The 15,362-nt window shown below is 71.4% G+C and carries 14 protein-coding genes; 10 read left to right on the forward strand and 4 right to left on the reverse strand.

Going from position 1 to position 15,362, the window contains the following annotated elements; all coding sequences use genetic code 11:
* The first annotated feature begins 169 nt into the window (after positions 1 to 169).
* The 3 genes from NQ165_RS06310 (at position 170) to NQ165_RS06320 (ending at position 3,695) form a co-directional block, all read left to right on the forward strand.
* Positions 170 to 1,501: an ABC transporter substrate-binding protein gene (locus NQ165_RS06310; protein ID WP_257532079.1), complete on the forward strand. Its 1,332-nt coding sequence runs from the start codon at positions 170 to 172 to the stop codon at positions 1,499 to 1,501.
* 89 nt (positions 1,502 to 1,590) lie between these two features.
* Positions 1,591 to 2,724 (forward strand): carbohydrate ABC transporter permease, encoded by a 1,134-nt coding sequence (locus tag NQ165_RS06315; protein ID WP_257526028.1) that lies wholly within the window; start codon positions 1,591 to 1,593, stop codon positions 2,722 to 2,724.
* On the forward strand, positions 2,721 to 3,695 hold the full coding sequence (locus NQ165_RS06320) for a carbohydrate ABC transporter permease (protein ID WP_257526027.1): 975 nt from the start codon (positions 2,721 to 2,723) through the stop codon (positions 3,693 to 3,695). The genes NQ165_RS06315 and NQ165_RS06320 overlap by 4 nt, the downstream gene beginning before the upstream one ends.
* Positions 3,696 to 3,813: 118 nt before the next feature.
* Here the strand turns inward: NQ165_RS06320 and NQ165_RS06325 are convergent, their stop codons facing one another.
* Positions 3,814 to 4,476: a DUF305 domain-containing protein gene (locus tag NQ165_RS06325; RefSeq protein WP_257532081.1), complete on the reverse strand. Its 663-nt coding sequence runs from the start codon at positions 4,474 to 4,476 to the stop codon at positions 3,814 to 3,816.
* Positions 4,473 to 5,189, reverse strand: a complete 717-nt coding sequence (locus NQ165_RS06330; protein WP_257526025.1) for a DUF3105 domain-containing protein — start codon at positions 5,187 to 5,189, stop codon at positions 4,473 to 4,475. The genes NQ165_RS06325 and NQ165_RS06330 overlap by 4 nt, the downstream gene beginning before the upstream one ends.
* 145 nt (positions 5,190 to 5,334) lie before the next feature.
* On the opposite strand from NQ165_RS06330, the gene NQ165_RS06335 reads away from it, so the two are divergent.
* The 3 genes from NQ165_RS06335 to NQ165_RS06345 all read left to right on the forward strand — a co-directional run bounded on the left by NQ165_RS06335 (position 5,335) and on the right by NQ165_RS06345 (position 9,315).
* A complete protein-coding gene (locus tag NQ165_RS06335; protein ID WP_374940928.1) occupies positions 5,335 to 6,657 on the forward strand; it encodes a multidrug effflux MFS transporter in 1,323 nt (440 codons plus the stop codon).
* Positions 6,658 to 6,721: 64 nt separating this feature from the next.
* The gene (locus tag NQ165_RS06340) at positions 6,722 to 7,375 is read left to right on the forward strand and encodes a phosphatase PAP2 family protein (protein WP_257526024.1); all 654 of its coding nucleotides are present in this window, start codon (positions 6,722 to 6,724) and stop codon (positions 7,373 to 7,375) included.
* A 5-nt stretch (positions 7,376 to 7,380) separates the two neighbouring features.
* Positions 7,381 to 9,315 carry a DUF853 domain-containing protein gene (locus NQ165_RS06345; protein ID WP_257532083.1) on the forward strand — a complete coding sequence of 645 codons (1,935 nt, stop codon included), beginning with the start codon at positions 7,381 to 7,383 and terminating at the stop codon, positions 9,313 to 9,315.
* 110 nt (positions 9,316 to 9,425) lie between these two features.
* On the opposite strand, the gene NQ165_RS06350 is transcribed toward NQ165_RS06345, so the two are convergent.
* Positions 9,426 to 10,931 carry an MFS transporter gene (locus tag NQ165_RS06350; RefSeq protein ID WP_257526022.1) on the reverse strand — a complete coding sequence of 502 codons (1,506 nt, stop codon included), beginning with the start codon at positions 10,929 to 10,931 and terminating at the stop codon, positions 9,426 to 9,428.
* A 248-nt stretch (positions 10,932 to 11,179) separates the two neighbouring features.
* Here NQ165_RS06350 and NQ165_RS06355 point away from each other — a divergent pair, with 248 nt between their 5' ends.
* Positions 11,180 to 12,781 carry an SDR family oxidoreductase gene (locus NQ165_RS06355; protein ID WP_257526021.1) on the forward strand — a complete coding sequence of 534 codons (1,602 nt, stop codon included), beginning with the start codon at positions 11,180 to 11,182 and terminating at the stop codon, positions 12,779 to 12,781.
* Here the strand turns inward: NQ165_RS06355 and NQ165_RS06360 are convergent.
* Complete coding sequence (locus NQ165_RS06360) at positions 12,778 to 13,077, reverse strand: DUF6457 domain-containing protein (protein WP_257526020.1); 300 nt, start codon at positions 13,075 to 13,077, stop codon at positions 12,778 to 12,780. The two genes, NQ165_RS06355 and NQ165_RS06360, sit on opposite strands and share 4 nt — an antisense overlap.
* A gap of 107 nt (positions 13,078 to 13,184) precedes the next feature.
* Here NQ165_RS06360 and NQ165_RS06365 point away from each other — a divergent pair, with 107 nt between their 5' ends.
* The 3 genes from NQ165_RS06365 (at position 13,185) to NQ165_RS06375 (ending at position 15,357) form a co-directional block, all read left to right on the forward strand.
* Positions 13,185 to 13,781, forward strand: coding sequence for a GNAT family N-acetyltransferase (locus tag NQ165_RS06365; protein ID WP_257532085.1), 597 nt, complete (start codon positions 13,185 to 13,187; stop codon positions 13,779 to 13,781).
* A gap of 39 nt (positions 13,782 to 13,820) precedes the next feature.
* Positions 13,821 to 14,324: a GNAT family N-acetyltransferase gene (locus tag NQ165_RS06370; RefSeq protein WP_374940929.1), complete on the forward strand. Its 504-nt coding sequence runs from the start codon at positions 13,821 to 13,823 to the stop codon at positions 14,322 to 14,324.
* 157 nt (positions 14,325 to 14,481) lie between these two features.
* Positions 14,482 to 15,357, forward strand: coding sequence for a DUF4190 domain-containing protein (locus NQ165_RS06375; RefSeq protein WP_257526017.1), 876 nt, complete (start codon positions 14,482 to 14,484; stop codon positions 15,355 to 15,357).
* The last annotated feature ends 5 nt before the right edge of the window (positions 15,358 to 15,362 follow it).

Below are 15,362 nucleotides of genomic sequence, written 5' to 3' on the forward strand. Positions count from 1 at the left end.
GTGGGAGCGCACCCAGGACCGGGTTACCGAGTTGTTATCTGCGGCGGTTGAGTCGCGCGGCGCGGTCCTCTACCGTGGGTACGGAAGCGGTTCCATTACCCGCACCGCTTCCCGCAAGATTGTGGACGCGACGACGCGCCGTGGTGCGTCGGCTCGATGAGGAGGACAGATGAAGACCATCCCGCGCAGGACCCTTGCCGCCGGATCGCTCCTGACGGTCGGAGCGCTCGCGCTCGCAGGCTGTGGCGGCGGACCGGGTTCGGGAGGCAGCGACGGCGAGAGCGGTGCCGCGGACGGCAACGTCGTCACCGTCTACGGCACCATCTCCGACACCGAGGCCGACCTGCTCGAGCAGTCATGGGCGGACTGGGAAGAAGAGAACGACATCGACATCCAGTACGAGGCGTCGAAGGAGTTCGAGGCGCAGATCGCCGTGCGCGCGCAGGGCGGCAACGCCCCCGACATCGCGATCTTCCCGCAGCCCGGCCTCATGGGTGACATGGCCGACCTCGGCTACCTGAAGCCCGCTCCGCAGGAGGTGGCGGACAACGTCGCCGAGTACTGGAGCGAGGACTGGGCCAAGTACGGCACCTACGACGGCACGCTGTACGGCGCGCCGCTCATGGCGAGCGTCAAGGGCTGGGTCTGGTACTCGCCGTCGTTCTTCGAGGAGAACGGCTACGAGGTGCCGACCGACTGGCAGGGCCTCGTGGACCTGACCGCGCAGATCCAGGGCGACACCGGCTCCGCGCCGTGGTGCGTGGGCTTCGGCTCCGACGCCGCGACCGGCTGGCCGGGAACGGACTGGGTCGAGGACGTCGTGCTGCGTCAAGCCGGCCCCGAGGTCTACGACCAGTGGGTGACCAACGAGGTCCCCTTCACCGACCCGCAGATCGCCTCGGCGTTCGACGAGGTCGGCAAGATCCTCAAGAACCCGGACTACGTCAACGCCGGCTTCGGCGGCACCGACACCATCGTGACCACGCCCTTCGGCGACCCGGCCTCGGCGCTGGTCTCCGGTGAGTGCGTGCTGCACCACCAGGCGTCGTTCTACGACGGCTTCATCACCGACGCCGGCGGCACCGTCGCCGAAGACGGTGACATCTGGGCCTTCCTGACCCCGGCCTTCGGCGACGCGGCCGGTGACGGCGCCGTCGTGACCGGCGGTGGCGAGATCGTCGCCGCGTTCAGCGACGACGAGGCCACCCAGAAGGTGCAGGCGTACCTGTCGAGCCCCGAGTGGGCCAACTCGCGTGTCTCCCTCGGCGGCGTCATCAGCGCCAACAAGGGCCTGGACCCCGAGAACGCCTCGAGCGAGATCCTCAAGGAAGCCATCGCCATCCTGCAGGACGAGGGCACCACGTTCCGCTTCGACGCATCTGACCTGATGCCGTCGGGCGTCGGCACGAACACCTTCTTCAAGGGGATGAACGACTGGGTCAACGGCTCCGACACGGCCACCGTGCTCGAGCAGATCGAGTCGGGCTGGCCTTCCAGCTGACGGTTCCACGCGCAGCGGGGCCGACCGCACCAGGCGGTCGGCCCCGCTTTTCTCGACCCGGAGTCCGCTGACGCACCCGAAAGGATCCCATGTCCGCCTTCTTCCAGTGGCTGAGTGACCTCACGCCGCTGCTGCAGATCCCGATCATCATCGGCGTGTTCGTCGCCGTGGTCGGACTCATCCTGTTCTTCGTGGAGATCGCCCCGCGCAGCGGGCGCGTCTACACGTTCATCCGGCTGGCGGTGTGCGTGGGAGCCCCCGCGCTGCTCCTGCTGCTGCTGAACTCCTACAACGCGGCGATCATCGGCGCGGCTGTGCTGGGCCTGCTGCTGTTCTTCCTCGACATGCGCTCGAAGGAGGGCACCGGGTCTCTGTTCGTGCTCGTGGCGTTCCTGGCGCCGGCACTGCTGCTGGTCGTCGTCGGACTCATCATCCCGGCGATCCAGACCACCGGTCAGGCGTTCATGAACCGCAACAGCACCGAATTCGTGGGCCTCGACAACTTCATCTGGATCTTCACCCAGCCCCAGGGCATCCGCGTCGTGCTCAACACGATCGTGTGGGTGGTCATCGCCCCGGTGGTCTCGACGATCGCGGGACTGGCCTACGCCTACTTCATCGACAAGACGCGCGGGGAGAAGTACTACAAGATCCTCGTCTTCCTGCCCATGGCGATCTCGTTCGTGGGCGCCTCGATCATCTGGCGCTTCGTCTACACCGCGCGTCCCGCCGGCCAGGAGCAGATCGGTCTGGCCAACCAGGTGATCGTGTGGCTGGGCGGTGAGCCGCTGAACTTCCTCGCCGTGCAGCCGTGGAACACGCTGTTCCTCATCATCGTGCTCATCTGGGTGCAGACCGGTTTCGCGATGGTCATCCTCTCGGCCGCCATCAAGGGCGTTCCCACCGAGCAGATCGAAGCGGCGCAGCTGGACGGCACCAACGGCTGGCAGCGGTTCATCAACGTGATCGTCCCCGGCATCCGCGGTTCTCTCATCGTGGTGCTCACGACCATCTCGATCGCCTCGCTCAAGGTGTTCGACATCGTCCGCACGATGACAGCCGGTGCCAACAACACCTCCGTCATCGCCAACGAGATGTACACGCAGCTGCGCAGCTTCGAAGCGGGCCGCTCGGCCGCCTTCGCGGTGGTGCTGTTCGTGCTGGTGCTGCCGCTGGTGGTCTACAACGCCCGGCAGCTGAAGAAGCAGAGGGAGATCCGATGACCGCCTTCACTCCCATCGACCTCCCGGTCGATGAGCAGACCAAGCAGCGCCTGCGGCGCGGCGAACGCAAGATCGAGCAGCAGTCCACCGCCGCGGGAGCCAAGAAGCGGCTGACGTCGCGCTGGGCGACCCTGGCGGCTCTGGTCATCGCCGTGCTCTGGACGCTGCCCACCTTCGGCCTGTTCGTGTCGTCGTTCCGGCCCAGGGAGCTGATCCAGACCACCGGCTGGTGGACCGTCTTCGCCAACTGGGGCTGGACGCTGGACAACTACTCCGAGGCGCTGCAGGCCGGCAACAGCCAGCTCAACATGGCCGGAGCCTTCGTCAACTCCATCGCGATCACGCTGCCGGCGACGATCATCCCGATCTCCATCGCGCTGCTGGCGGCATACGCCTTCGCCTGGATGAACTTCCGCGGCAAGAACATCCTGTTCATCCTGGTGTTCGCCCTGCAGATCGTGCCGATCCAGATGGCGCTCATCCCGCTGCTGCAGCTGTTCTCCAACGGCACGCTGTTCGGGTTCCCGGTGATCGAGGGGATCGGTCAGGCGGGGTACGCCCAGGTGTGGATCGCCCACACGATCTTCGCCATGCCGCTGACGATCTTCCTGCTGCACAACTTCGTCTCGGAGATTCCGGGCGAAGTGATCGAGGCGGCGCGTGTGGACGGCGCCGGCCACGGGCAGATCTTCTTCCGGATCATCCTGCCGCTGACCATGCCGGCGATCGCCTCGGTGGCGATCTTCCAGTTCTTGTGGGTGTGGAACGACCTGCTCGTGGCGCTGATCTTCGCCGACGGCGCGGTCGGGCCGATCACGAAGCTGCTGGCCGAGATGACCGGAAGCCGTGGTCAGGACTGGCACCTGCTGACGGCGGGCGCGTTCATCGCGATCATCGTTCCGCTGATCGTGTTCCTGGCGCTGCAGCGCTACTTCGTCCGCGGCCTGCTGGCCGGCTCCACGAAGGGCTGACGCGCGCCGCGCGCGCGGCCGCACGCGGCCCGCGCGCTGAGACAGCAACTGGCGGCTGAGACAGTGGGTGATACCCACCGTCTCAGCCGCCAGATGCGGTTTCACGGGTGTGGGAAGGTCAGGGGGCGGGGCAGGACAGGCGCTGCTGTGCGGCGGTCATCGCGTCGATCTCGAACTGCTGCGCGTCGCGCATGCGCTCGGCCACGGCCAGCGTGCGCGGCTCCGAGCCGAGCTCGAGCACGGCCTCGGCCATCGGGATCGCCGCCGCATGGTGACGGATCATCAGCGACAGGAAGAGGCAGTCCGCGTCGCGGCCCTCCGCCTCGGCCAGCGCCGTCAGCTCGGCGGGGGAGGCCATGCCCATCGCCTCGCGCTCCTGCTCGGCGGTGAGCGGCTCGGCGCCGGTCACGCCGTGGTCATGCCCGGCGTCGGATGCCGCCATCCACGCCATCGCGGGCCCGCCGGCCTGCGGCAGGCCCCACTTGACCAGCCAGTCGAACATCTCGCCGCGCTGCGCGGCCTGACCGGTGGCGATGTCGTACGACAGTGCCCGCAGCTCCTCGTCGTCGGTCTTGCGGTGCATGGTCATCGCCATGTCCACCGCCTGCCCGTGGTGGAACTGCATGTCGCGGGCGAAGCCGGCCTCGGCCGAATCAGTCGTCGGCAGGGCCGGCCCCGACGCGGCGAAGGTCGAGAAGCGCCCGGCGGCGAAGGCGACCGCGGCGACGGCGACGGCGACCAGGACGATCGCGAGCCACCGCAGCCGGGGCGCCTCGGTCACGACTGCTTGCCCGGTGCGTCGAGGGCGCCGGCGCAGGCGGCGTTGGGCTCAGGGGCGTTGAGATTGCGCCAGTACGCGGTGAGGAAGTCCTCGAGGCGCGGGTCGTCCACGGAGTCGAGCTTGATCTGGGCGTTCCAGGCACTGGCCACGACAGGTGCGTCGAGGTCTTCGCCGGGAGAGAGGATGACGTAGCTGTTGGGCAGCTTCGACTCGAGGGCGTCGACGCCGGCCTGGTCGACCGACGCCGGGTCGTAGGTGACCCACACGGCGCCGTGCTCCAGCGAGTGCACCGCGTTGACCTCGGGCACGGGCTCGGAGTACACGCCGCAGTTGAGCCACATGGCGTTGTGGTCGCCGCCGGCGGGCGGGGCCTGCGGGTAGGCGACGTCGCCTTCGACGTGGTTGGCGGTGTTCTCGAACGTCTCGACGCCCGAGATCGACGTGCCGTCGCCGTCGCCGCGCGCGTAGGTGACGGGCTTGGGGGTGAACATGTAGGACGCGACGATGGCGCCCACGATCGCGATGCCGGCGGCGCTGCCGACGACCCACCAGACGAGCTTGCTGCGGCGGCGCTTCGCCAGCTCCCGCTGGTACTGGGCGAGCTTCTCCTGCTTCTGCTGTTCGCGCTGCTGCTTGGCGGTGAGGGCGATCTTCGACTGGGTGGCGGGGTTGCCGCTCACACGCTGCGATTTGTTCGGGGGCGTCGGGGTCATGGTGATCTCGGCTCGGGGGAAGGGGGCGCCTGGGCGCGGGACCTGCTCAGCCTATGCGGCTGAATACGCCGGTTTGCTGAGAAGACGCTAGACTCGATCGGTTCTCGAATCGTTTCGACGGTTCTCCTTCGACTTCTTGGACACCGTGCCCGACACTTCTCCCACCCCTCGCGATCCCGCCACCACATCGACCGGGGCCATCCGCACCCTCGGGGCGAACCCCACCACCGCGCCCATCGTGCTGCACCCCGGCGACTCGCTGTCGACGCGGCGACGGGTGCTCTACATCATCCTGCTGGGCGCGCTCACCGCGCTCGGACCGTTCACGGTCGACCTGTACCTGCCGGCGTTCCCCGTGCTCGAGGCCGACTTCCAGACGTCCGCCGCCGCGATCCAGCTCACCCTCACCGGCACGATGATCGGCTTCGCGCTGGGCCAGCTGGTGGTCGGACCCCTCAGCGACAAGGTCGGCCGGCGCATCCCGCTCATCGTCGTGACCGCCCTGCACGTGGTCGCCAGCGTCCTGGCCGCCTTCGCCCCCACGCTCGAGCTGCTCTCGGTGACCCGCGTGATGATGGGTGCCGGAGCCGCCGCGGGCGGCGTCGTGGCGGCCGCCATCGTGCGCGACCTGTTCGGCGGACGCCGTCTGGTCGTCATGCTCAGCCGCCTGGCGCTCGTGTCGGGTGTCGCCCCCGTCGTCGCGCCGCTGATCGGCTCGGCCCTGCTGACGGTCATGCCCTGGCGGGGCATCTTCGTCGCGCTCGCCCTCTACGGCGCGGTCATGCTCGCCTGCGCGCTGCTGTTCATCCCCGAGACGCTGCCGCCGGCCCGTCGCCACGAGAAGGGGGCGACGACCGTGCTGCAGCGCTACCGCAGCGTCTTCAGCGACCGGGTCTTCATCGGCGTGCTGATCATCGGCGGCATGACGTTCAGCGGGATGTTCTCGTACCTGTCCGCATCGTCGTTCCTGTTCCAGCAGACCTACGGCTTCGACCCGCAGCAGTACGGTCTGCTGTTCGCGGTGAACTCCGTCGGCGTCGTGGTCGGCGTGCAGACGGCGTCGCGGCTGGCCGCGCGCTTCGGCCCGCAGTGGGTGCTGGCGTTCTCGACCGGGGCGCTGGTGCTTTCGGCATCCGCCATCATCGTCGGCGATCTGCTCGACGCCGGGCTGTGGGGCGTCGTGGTGCCGCTGTTCGTCTTCATGACGGCGTGCGGATTCACCTTCCCGTGCGTGCAGGTGCTGGCGCTCGACCGGCACGGCAAGGCCGCGGGCACCGCGCAGTCGATCATCGGCGCGGTCAACTTCGGGGTCGCCGGGCTCATCTCGCCGCTCGTGGGCGCGCTCGCCGGCGACACCGGCATCACGCCGACGACGATGGCCGCCGTGATGGTCGGCTGCGGCGTGATCGCGGTGCTGTCGCTCTGGTTGGTGGTGCGGCCGCGCACCGTGGCGCAGCTGGCGCCGTAGCGTCCACTCGGCGCCGGGCGCAAGCCCGGCGCCGCACGCGGGCAGCAGGCTCCACAATGGGGCGATGGATGCCCTTCGTCACCCGATCGCGCGCCTGCTCGTCCCGGGTCTCGTACTCGCCGCACTCGCCTGCGGCCTCGGCTGGTGGATCCTCCTGCGGGGCCCGGCGCCCTTCACACTGGACACGGCGTGGAACTCGCTGCTGGTCGGCTGGCGCGTCGGTGCTCTGACCGTTTTCTCGCAGGCTATGAACTGGCTCGGCGGGGGCATCTTCGGGATCTTCGTCGTGCCGATCGCCAGCGCGCTCGCGCTGGTGATCGCGCGCCGGTACATGGCTGCCCTCTACTTCGTCGCGGCCTCGCTGCTCAGCGCCGGCGCGGTGCAGGTGCTCAAGCACCTCTTCGGCCGCGCGCGCCCCGAGGAGATCATCGTCATCAGTGACTACGGCTCCTTCCCCTCTGGGCACGCGGCCAACGCCGCGACGGTCGCGGCCGTCGCCGCCGTGCTGTTCCCCCGGCTGTGGGTGATGCTGGCGGGTGCGCTGTGGGTGGCGCTGATGGCGTTCAGCCGCACCTATCTGCACGCACACTGGCTCAGCGACACGGTCGGCGGCGCCGCGATCGGCGCGGGGGTGGCCCTGGTCGTCGCGGCCGCGTTCTCGGTGCCGCTGCGCTCCGAGCAGAGCCGTCGGCAACGGCGGTACGCCTCAGTAGGCTGACGCCCATGACAGCGTCGTCCACGCCCGATCCGTCCCTCGCCGAAGCGCGGCTCGCACAGTTGCGGGCGGAGGCGCAGGCGGCTCAGGCGGCACTGGTTGCCGCGCAGGCCCAGGCGGCGCTCGCCGCTGCGGAGGTGGCAGCGGCCGAAGCGCGGGCGGCGGCGGGTGCGGGTGCCGCGGCGGCCGACTCTCCTGCGGAGACGCTGCGCGACGCGAGCGGAACCGAGACGGCTGCGGACGACACCGCGACGGCCGGGGAGGGGGCGGATGCCGGCGAAGCGACGACGGCGGCATCCGCCGACGACCAGCCGGAGACGTCGCCCGGCGGGCCGCTCGACGACGCGGAGGTCGCCGCGATCGTCCGCGGCTACACGTTCGACTCCGCGACACTGGATCTCGGGGCGCTCGTCAACGGCGCAGCGGCGCCCAAGGCGCAGATCCGCATCCCGCTGTCGATGATCAACCGGCACGGCCTGGTGGCCGGGGCCACCGGCACGGGGAAGACCCGCACGCTGCAGTCCCTGGCCGAGCAGCTCGCCGCGCACGGTGTTCCCGTGTTCGCGGCCGACATCAAAGGCGACCTGTCGGGCGTCGCGACGCCGGGGGAGCCGAGCGACAAGCTGCTCGCCCGCACGCGCGCGATCGGGCAGGACTGGCATCCGTGTGCCTCGGCGACCGAGTTCTTCGCGCTCGGCGGGGTGGGGACGGGCGTGCCCGTCCGCGCGACGGTATCGGGCTTCGGGCCGCTGCTGCTGAGCAAGGTGCTCGGGCTGAACGCGACGCAGGAGTCGAGCCTCGGGCTCGTATTCCACTACGCCGACGCGCACGGGCTGGCGCTCGTGGACCTCTCGGATCTGCGCGCCGTGCTGACCTACCTGACCGGGCCCGAGGGCAAGGCCGAGCTCGCCGGCCTGGGCGGGCTCTCGGCGGCGACGGCGGGCGTGATCCTGCGCAAGCTCATCACCTTCGCCGACGCCGGCGCCGACGTCTTCTTCGGTGAGCCGGAGTTCGAGGTGACCGACTTCCTGCGCAATGCCGCCGACGGCAGCGGCATCGTCAACCTGCTGGACGTGCCGGGGGTGGCCGACAAGCCGGCCCTGTACTCGACGTTCCTCATGTACCTGCTGGCGGAGCTTCACGAGGTCCTTCCCGAAGTCGGCGACCTGGATCGGCCCAAGCTGGTGTTCTTCTTCGACGAGGCGCACCTGCTGTTCCGCGATGCGTCGAAGGACTTCCGCGCGGCGATCGTGCAGACGGTGCGTCTCATCCGCTCGAAGGGGGTCGGGGTCTTCTTCGTCACGCAGACGCCCAAGGACGTCCCCGCCGACGTGCTCGCGCAACTGGGGTCGCGCGTGCAGCACGCGCTGCGGGCGTTCACACCGGATGACGCCACGGCGCTGCGGGCCACCGTGCGCACCTATTCGCGGTCGGGGTACGACCTCGAGCGGGTGCTGCAGGAGCTGGCGACCGGCGAGGCCGTCGTCACCGTCATGAGCGAGAGCGGAACCCCGACCCCGGTGGCGTGGACGCGGCTGCGCGCGCCGCAGGGGTCGATGGAGCCCACCCCCGCGCCCGCCGTCGCGGCCGCGGTGGCGGTGTCGCCCCTGCAGGCCCGCTACGGCACGGCCATCGACCGGGAGTCGGCGCGGGAGATCCTCGCGGCGAAGATGAATGCCGCCGCCGAGGCCGCCGCCGCGCAGGAGGCGGAGCTGGCGGCGGCGAAGGCGGCGGCGGAGCACGCTCGCCAGGAGGCCGCCGCGCGCAAGGCCGAGGCCGCAGCCCAGCAGGAGTACGACCGGCTCCTACGCAAGACGGCCGGCACCTCCCGCACGTCGCGATCGCGCCGGCGCAGCCCGGTCGAGCAGGTGCTGGGTCCGGACGTCGCGTCCACGGTCCTCTCCGGTGTGCTGCGGGGCGTCTTCGGCATCGGCCGGCGCTGACCGCCCGGCATTCCGCGCATGCGCGCCGCCCGGCGTCCCGCCGTCACGCCCCCGAAGGCGGAGACCGGGCGCCGCAGCGGCGTGGCCGCGCTGCCCGGGTCCGGCGTCGCTCAGCGCAGCGCGGGCGTGTCCGCGTCGTCGACGCGGACGATCGGCAGGGGCATGGTCGATGTGTCGATGAGCGGATCGTCGTCCTGTCGCTCGACGACGGCCGCCGCCTCGGCAAGGGTCTCCACCGCGGGCACCGACCCGAGCAGCGGGCGCTGCGCCGTCTCCTTCATCGTCAGCATCGCGATGCCGCCCAGCAGCGCGAAGAACATGATGTAGAACGCCGGCATGTAGGTGTTGCCCGTGAGCTCGATGAGGCCCTGGCTGAACAAAGGGGTCGTGCCGCCGAAGAGCGACACCGAGACGTTGTACGCGATCGCCATCGCGCCGAAGCGGGAGGCCGTGGGGAACAGGGCTGGCAGTGCCGAGGCGGCCACCGCCACGTAGAACGCCACCGGCACGGCGACCATGGCGAGCGCGAGGAAGACCGCCCACATCTCGCCGATCTGCATCACCGCGAACGCCGGCACCATGAGCACCAGCGTGGAGCCCGCCGCGATGAGATACACCGGCCGACGGCCGATGCGATCGCTGAGCAGGCCGATGAGCGGCAGGCATGCGGACATCACGATGAGCACCGGTACCGTCGCGACGGCGGCCATGAGGTTGGAGACCCCCACCTCCTGCTCGAGATAGGTGGGCATGTAACTGGTGAGCGCGTAGCCGGCGGTGTTGGTCGCCGCGACGATCGCGATGCCGATGAGCACCGGGCGCCAGTGGTGGCGCAGGATGCCGAGGACGCCGTGGCGGGCGAGGGGGTCGTCGCCGCGGACGGCGGCCTCGTGCTCGGTGGCCGTCTCGTAGGCGGGCGTCTCGGGGATGCGCAGGCGGAACCAGATGGCGACGGCGCCGAGGGGGATGGCCAGGAGGAACGGGATGCGCCAGCCGAAGTCCACCATGGCGGTCGGCCCCCACACGCTCTCGGTGATGAGCGTCGTGAGGGCGACGACAGAGGCCCCGGCGGCGAATCCGACGTAGGAGCCGACGTCGAGCCACGACGACCAGAACCCGCGGCGGCGGTCGGGGGAGAACTCCGCCACATAGGTCGTCGCGCCGGCGTACTCCCCACCGGTGGAGAAGCCCTGCGCCATCTTCAGCAGGTACAGCGGCAGGATCGCCCACAGGCCGATCTGCGCGGAGGTGGGCAGCACACCGATGAGTCCGGTGGCCACCGCCATCAGCGCCATCGTGAAGAACAGCACCCGCTGGCGCCCGATCCTGTCGCCGAGCGGCCCGAGCACGAGCCCGCCGACGGGACGCACGAGGAACGACACCGCGAAACCGAACAGCGTCACCATCAGGCCCCACGGCTCCGGCAGGTCCTCGGTGAAGACCACCGCCAGCGTGACGGCCAGGTAGCCGTAGATGCCGAAGTCGAACCACTCCATGAAGTTGCCGACGACCGTGCCGCCGATCGCGGTGCGCACCCGCTTCTTGTCGACGACGATGACGTCGTCGACCTCCAGCCGCGGTGCGTCAGGTCCCGTCGATGCCGCTGTCGTGCTCATGTACCTCCGCCTGTTCCCCGTCGCACGGGCGCGCGACGGATGTCTGCGAGAAGCGACGGTACGCCGGGGCTGCGAGGGCTCGCATCCGTTTGTCCTCGGGCATCGCGGTGCGCTATGCGCGCGCGGAGCGGCCCTCGCGGGCGGAGATCCGGTCCCGCTGTCGGCGCCCGGTGGGCCCGTGCCATGCACGGCCGCCGACGACATGCAAGACCGGGCGCCTCCCGCCAGGGCGGACATAGCGTCGACGCATGAGCGAACTCTCCGCCCCCACCGGCCACGAGCCGGCACTGCGTGCCCTGCCGCGGCCCGATGGCTCGCCGCCGCGGGCACTGGTGCTCGGCGGCACCGGGTACATCGGCGGTCGGCTCGTGCCGCGCCTGCGTGAAGCGGGGTACCGGGTGCGGGTGCTCGCCCGCGACACGTCACGGCTCGCCGCTTTCCCGTGGGGTCGGGACGTGGAAGACGTGGAAGGCTCCGCCGAGGATCCGGACGTGATGGCCCGCGCCGTCGAAGACGTGGACGTGCTCTACTACCTGGTGCATTCCATGGCCGCGGGACCGGGTTTCGCCGATGCGGACCTGCGCGCGGCCGAGACCGTCGCCGCTGCCGCTGCTGCGGCATCCGTCGGGCGCCTCGTCTACCTCGGCGGGCTCCACCCATCCGGGGGAGACCTGTCGCCGCATCTGCGATCGAGGGTGGCGGTGGGCGAGGTGTTCCTGCAGTCGGGGGTGCCCTCCCTGGTGCTGCAGGCCGGGGTCGTGATCGGGTCGGGGTCGGCCTCGTTCGAGATGGTGCGCCACCTCACCGAGGTGCTTCCCTACATGCCGGCGCCGCGGTGGGTGCGCAATCGCATCCAGCCGATCGCGGTGCGCGATGTGCTGCACTATCTGCTCGGGGCGGGGCGGGTGCCGGCAGAGGTCAACCGGGCCGTGGACATCGGCGGGCCGGATGTGCTGCGGTACGGGCAGATGATGAACGGCTACGCCGTCGCGGCGGGACTGCCGCAGCGGGCGATCGCGTCGCTGCCGGTGTTCACGCCGGGCCTGGCCTCCCACTGGGTGAACCTCGTCACCCCCATCCCGCGCGCCATCGCCCGCCCGCTCGTGGCATCGCTGCAGAACGAGTGCGTCATGGACGACCACGCCGTCGACGACCTCATCCCGCCGCCTGAGGACGGGCTCACCCCGTACCGCGGTGCGGTGGAGATGGCGCTCGGGCGGGTGGAATCCGACGACGTCGAGACCAGCTGGCAGGATGCCGAGGTGCTCGGCGCCCCGGCCGACCCGCTGCCGTCGGACCCCGACTGGGCGGGCCGAACGGTCTATACCGACGAGCGGTCGGAGATGACCACCACCAGCCCGGAGCGGCTGTGGGCGGTGATCACCGGCATCGGCGGGGAGAACGGGTGGTACTCCACCCCGCTGCTGTGGGCGGTGCGCGGGTGGATGGACAAGGTCGCCGGCGGCGTGGGGCTCGCGCGCGGGCGTCGCAGCCGGTCACGGGTCGCCCCCGGGGATGTCATCGACTTCTGGCGGGTGGAGACGGTCGAGGAGGGACGGATGCTGCGGCTGCGCGCCGAGATGAAGGTGCCCGGCCAGGCGTGGCTGGAACTGCGTGTCACTCCTGCTGACGAGGGATCCCGCTACGACCAGCGCGCGGTCTTCTTCCCCCGTGGGCTCGCGGGGCGCCTGTACTGGCTCGCGGTGCTCCCGTTCCACGGGTTCGTCTTCCGTGGCATGGCCAACCGCATCACCGCGACCGCCGAAGCCGAGTCGAGCGCGGGTGGCCGGCGGGGGAAGGGCTCTGCCGGTACGGCGCGGAACAGCGCGGTGCGGGTGACCGCCTCCTAGGCGGGTGCCGTCGGCGCCGCAGCGGGCGTCGCGTGCGCTGCCGCGCGGTGGGCGAGGGCCGCGATGGTGGCCACGACGTCGGCGGCGTCGGTCGCCGTCGCGTGCGCGCGCCCGGCGACCAGGCCGGCGACGAAGGCGCTCACCGGCGCCGCCGACGGCGACACCCCGGCGGCGATGTCGCGGGCGAGGTCGAGGACGAGGGAGACGGGCACGTCGTCGGGCACGAGGTCGAACCTCTCACGCAGCATCCTCGCCCAGTCATCGAGGGCGTCGGGGGAGGCGGGACGAACGGTCACGGCAGGACCTCCTCGGCGGTTCGACGGCTCGTGGGCGAGCCACGGGGGAGATCCTGCCACGTGTCGCCTCCTGTGTCGCGGGGTTGCGCCGGTGGCAGGATGAAGGGGTGACCCGCATCCGTCCGTTCCGTCCCGGCGACGAGCCGGCGCTCGCCGACGTATGCCTGCTCACGGCGGATGCCGGTGCCGACGCGACCGGCGTGCTCGCCGACGACGACCTCTGGGCGGAGGTGTTCGTGCTGCCCTATGCCGCGCGGCATCCCGACCTCGCCTTCGTGGTGGAGAGCGACCACGGCCGCGTCGTGGGGTACACCGTGGCCGTGCCCGACACCCGCGCCTTCGAGGACTGGTTCGCCACCGAATGGTGGCCGCGGCATGCCGACCGCTGGCCCGAGCCGGAGGTCGAGCTCACCCGGCAGGACGGCATCCTCCGCTACGCATACGGGCGCCGCGCGGGCGCCGAGTCCTACGGCGATGCGCATCCGGCGCACCTGCACATCGACCTGCTCCCCGAGGTGCAGGGGCAGGGGTGGGGCCGCCGGCTGATCGACACCGTGAGCGATGCCCTGCGTGAGCGGGGCGTGTCGGGGCTGCACCTCGTCTCCTCCGCCGACAACGCCGGCGCCCTGGCGTTCTACGACCGTCTCGGCTTCACGCGGCTGCCCTCCCACGACGGGGTGCAGGCGTTCGCCCGCACCCTCTGACGCCGAGAGCACCGCACGCCCATGACGACGATCCGGCCGATGACCGCAGAGGACTGGCCGCGGGTCGAGGCGATCTTCGCCGCCGGAATCGCCGGCGGTGAGGCCACCTTCGAAACCCGGCCGCCGACGTGGGAGCGCTTCGACACGGGAAAGGTGCCGGACGCCCGGCTCGTCGCGGTGGATGAAGCCGGCACCGTGGTCGGCTGGGCGGCGGCCTCGCCTGTGTCGGCCCGCGAGGCGTATCGCGGTGTCATCGAGCACTCGGTCTACATCGACCCCGCCCATCGGGGCGAGGGGATCGGGCGGGCGCTGCTGGCGACGTTCATCGAGGCCGCGGAGGATGCCGGCTACTGGACCATCCAGGCCACCGTCTTCCCCGAGAACACCGCGAGCCTGCGCCTGCACGAACAGGCGGGGTTCCGCGTCGTCGGACGACGCGAGCGGATCGCGCGCAGCGGTGTCGGCCCGCACGCCGGCCGGTGGCGCGACACCCTGCTCATCGAACGCCGCTCCACCCGCAACGGCGGCCAGCCCGACGCCTGACCCGCGGCCCGCCGCGTGGGCGCCGCGCCGCTCGGCGGCCGCGTCTCCTGGCGCCGATCCACGGCACCGGCCAGGCCGTAGCGGACCGGGCGATGGGGAGAACTCCCCATCGCGGCATGGGTGGGGCGGTGGTCCACTGGAGGCCAGGAGGAATGCGATGACCGCCGCCACTGCGCCGAACACCGACGGGTGGGATGCGGCGACCGCATGGACCGCACTGCACCGCGCGGAGACCTCCCCGCACGACCTCGCGGCGATCGCCGCGGCGTACCCCGCGTACGCGGAGCAGATCGCCCGGCATCCGCAGGCGTACCCCGCCCTCGTCGCGTGGGCCGGCCACGTCGCCGCCGCGGGCGGGAGCGCCCGGCCCGCCGCCGGGCGGGCGCGCGCGGGCATCATCACCGACCTTCCGGTCGGCGGACGCCGTCCCTCCGGAGCGCACCCCCTGGCCGTGTCCGCCGATGCCCGGGCGTGGCGGGAGGCGGTGGCCGCGGCCGAGGCGGCGTCGCCGCCGGCTGCGACGCCGGGCGCGCGTGCGGTCGACATCGCCGCACGCGTGAAGTGGGACCCCGATCTCGACACGCCCGCGCGGGGCATCCGCGCACCCGGCGCGGCGGCGCACGCGCCGGACGAGGTTGCACCGCGGCACCCGGCCGTCGCCACCGAGACCGCGTCCGTCGCCGCCGAAGCTGTGCCGGGCGCGCCCTCCACCCCGCCCCCCGGAGTACTCACAGCGGACGTGGCGCCGCCGGCGAGTCCCGCGACCGCGGATGCCCCCGCTGAGCCCTGGTGGGCGGCCGTCGGCGAGTCCGAGCCGCCGGTGAACGACAAGGCGCTGCTGGCCCTCGTCTTCGGCTTCGTCCTCGCGCCGATCGGCATCGTCTTCGGGCACCTCGCGCGCCGCGAGCTGCGCCGCACCGACGCCCGCGGTCGCGGGTACGCCGTCGCCGGCCTCGTGGTCGGCTACACCCTCACGGCTGTGGCGATCCTCGCCGCCGCCGCGGTGCTGATCACCGGGCTGCTGCTGCGCTGAGCGCC

This window comes from Microbacterium sp. zg.Y1084 (assembly GCF_024623595.1).
Taxonomy (GTDB): Bacteria; Actinomycetota; Actinomycetes; order Actinomycetales; family Microbacteriaceae; genus Microbacterium; species Microbacterium wangruii.

Excerpts from the sequence above, each read along its gene's own strand:
- NQ165_RS06310 (WP_257532079.1), top strand. The coding sequence starts at position 170 with ATGAAGACCATCCCGCGCAGGACCCTTGCCGCCGGATCGCTCCTGACG.
- NQ165_RS06315 (WP_257526028.1), top strand. The coding sequence starts at position 1,591 with ATGTCCGCCTTCTTCCAGTGGCTGAGTGACCTCACGCCGCTGCTGCAG.
- NQ165_RS06320 (WP_257526027.1), top strand. The coding sequence starts at position 2,721 with ATGACCGCCTTCACTCCCATCGACCTCCCGGTCGATGAGCAGACCAAG.
- NQ165_RS06330 (WP_257526025.1), bottom strand. The coding sequence starts at position 5,189 with ATGACCCCGACGCCCCCGAACAAATCGCAGCGTGTGAGCGGCAACCCC.
- NQ165_RS06340 (WP_257526024.1), top strand. The coding sequence starts at position 6,722 with ATGGATGCCCTTCGTCACCCGATCGCGCGCCTGCTCGTCCCGGGTCTC.
- NQ165_RS06345 (WP_257532083.1), top strand. The coding sequence starts at position 7,381 with ATGACAGCGTCGTCCACGCCCGATCCGTCCCTCGCCGAAGCGCGGCTC.
- NQ165_RS06350 (WP_257526022.1), bottom strand. The coding sequence starts at position 10,931 with ATGAGCACGACAGCGGCATCGACGGGACCTGACGCACCGCGGCTGGAG.
- NQ165_RS06355 (WP_257526021.1), top strand. The coding sequence starts at position 11,180 with ATGAGCGAACTCTCCGCCCCCACCGGCCACGAGCCGGCACTGCGTGCC.
- NQ165_RS06370 (WP_374940929.1), top strand. The coding sequence starts at position 13,821 with ATGACCGCAGAGGACTGGCCGCGGGTCGAGGCGATCTTCGCCGCCGGA.
- NQ165_RS06375 (WP_257526017.1), top strand. The coding sequence starts at position 14,482 with ATGACCGCCGCCACTGCGCCGAACACCGACGGGTGGGATGCGGCGACC.